The 1,950-nt window shown below is 62.7% G+C and carries 1 protein-coding gene and 1 pseudogene; both read right to left on the bottom strand.

What is annotated here, in order from left to right; all coding sequences use genetic code 11:
* Positions 1 to 12: 12 nt before the first annotated feature.
* Positions 13 to 1,184 (bottom strand): IS3 family transposase gene (locus tag BZF61_RS15445; RefSeq protein WP_143737079.1). Its coding sequence is split into 2 segments (ribosomal slippage): positions 13 to 932 and positions 932 to 1,184, totalling 1,173 coding nucleotides; the frame shifts between segments, so codons are not numbered across the junction.
* A gap of 98 nt (positions 1,185 to 1,282) precedes the next feature.
* Positions 1,283 to 1,950: pseudogene (locus BZF61_RS15955) on the bottom strand (IS5 family transposase); the annotation flags it as partial.

The raw sequence follows: 1,950 nt of genomic DNA, 5'->3' as shown, positions 1-1,950 counted from the left end.
CCCCAGCTGGGATTAGAGCCGGGCGGTTGTTTTGCGCATCAGCGCGGTTGAAGCAATGGGCTGCGTAGCGGAGCCCGTAGGGCGTAGCGAAGCAGTCCATTGCTTATTCAGTTCGGCGGCGAACGCCGCCGGTGTTGCGTAGCCAAGGGACGAGTGCGGTCTCTCGCGGTTGTAGTCCTCGACCCAGGCAGCGATCTCGACCCGGGCATGGGCAAGGCTCATGAACAGGGTCTCGTTCAGCAGCTCGTCGCGCATGCGGCCGTTGAAGCTCTCGACGTAGCCATTCTGCATCGGCTTGCCCGGAGCGATGTAATGCCACTCCATGCCGATCTCGCCGCACCATGCGAGCACGGCATTGCTGGTAAGCTCGGTGCCATTGTCGCTGACGATCATGCCCGGCTTGCCGCGCTGGGCGATCAGCTGGGTCAGCTCGCGCACGACACGGTGCCCGGAGATCGAGGTGTCCGGCACCGCTGCCAGGCACTCTCTGGTCACATCATCGACAACGTTGAGCACGCGGAACCGCCTGCCAGAAGCTATCTGGTCATGAACAAAGTCCAGGCTCCAGCGCTGGTTCGGCAGCGCCAGCACCGGAGCAGGTGCTCTGGTGCCGACAGCACGCTTGCGGCTGCGTCGTCGCCTCACCGCCAGACCTTCCTCCTTGTAAAGCCGCTGGGTCTTCTTCCGGTTGATCGTCACGCCCTCCCGACGCAGCAGGATATGTAAACGGCGATAGCCGAACCGGCGGCGCTGGTTGGCCAGCCCACGCAGCTTCTCGCGCAGATCGGCATCATCGTCCCGTGTGGAACGGTAGCGCACGCTCTTGCGATCAGCATCGATGACACGGCACGCCCGCCGCTCGCTCATCCCATGACACGCCTGGAGATGAGCGACCGCTTCCCGCTTAGCGGCGGGCGTCACCACTTTTTTGAGAGCAAATCCTTCAGCGCCACGTTGTCCAGCATCGTGTCGGCCAGCAGCCGCTTGAGCTTCGCGTTCTCGCTCTCAAGTTCCCGCAGCCGCCGGGCCTCGGATACCTCCAGCCCGCCATACTTGGCCTTCCAGTTGTAGATCGTCGCTTCAGACACCCCGTGCCGCCGGGCCAGATCAGCGGTCTTCGCCCCCGCCTCTGCCTCCTTCAGCACCCCAATGATCTGCTCTTCTGAAAACCTCTTGCGCTTCATCGTCTGTCCTTCCTTCAGGCCAGACTCTAATCGAGCGTGGAGGAAAATCAGGGGGTCACGTCACTTCACCAGCACAAACTCTGAATTCGGCTCAGGACTTATTGCGGCAGCCAGAAGATGACGGTTGCGGCGATGCAGATGGCGGACATGAAGGTGTGGGCGCAGCGGTCATAACGGGTGTGGATCCGTCGCCAGTCCTTGAGCTTGCCGAACATGTTCTCGATCCTGTGGCGCTGGCGGTAGAGGGCGGTGTCGTGCGGGATGGGCGCCTTGCGGTTTGCCTTTGATGGGTTGCAGGCGGCGATGCCGCGCTCGGCCAAGGCATGGCGGAACCAGGCGGCATCATAGCCCCGGTCAGCGAGCAACGCCTTGGCTCCTGGGAAGGCATCGATCATCAGGGCCACCCCTTTGTAGTCGCTCATCTGCCCTTCGCTGAGCAGCATGATCAACGGGCGGCCCCTGCCATCGCAGACAGCGTGAAGCTTGGAGTTCAAGCCACCTTTGGTGCGCCCGATACGTCGGGGTAGAGCCCCTTTTTTAGCAGGCTCCCCGCCGTCCGGTGCGCCTTGAGATGGGTAGCATCGATCATCAGTTGGTCGGGCTTGCCGCCCTTGGCGGCGAGCTCGGCGAAGATACGGTTGAACACGCCCAGGCGGCTCCAGCGGATGAACCGGTTGTAGATCGTCTTGTGCGGGCCATAGGCGGGAGGCGCATCGCGCCAGCGCAGGCCATTCCTGATCACGAAGATAATGCCGCTCACGATGCG

Origin of the sequence: Erythrobacter tepidarius, from assembly GCF_002155695.1 — a bacterium.
In the GTDB taxonomy this organism is placed as follows: Bacteria; Pseudomonadota; Alphaproteobacteria; order Sphingomonadales; family Sphingomonadaceae; genus Erythrobacter; species Erythrobacter tepidarius.
Note: the sequence above shows the minus strand (reverse complement) of the source record. Positions and strands in the feature narration are given on the sequence as shown.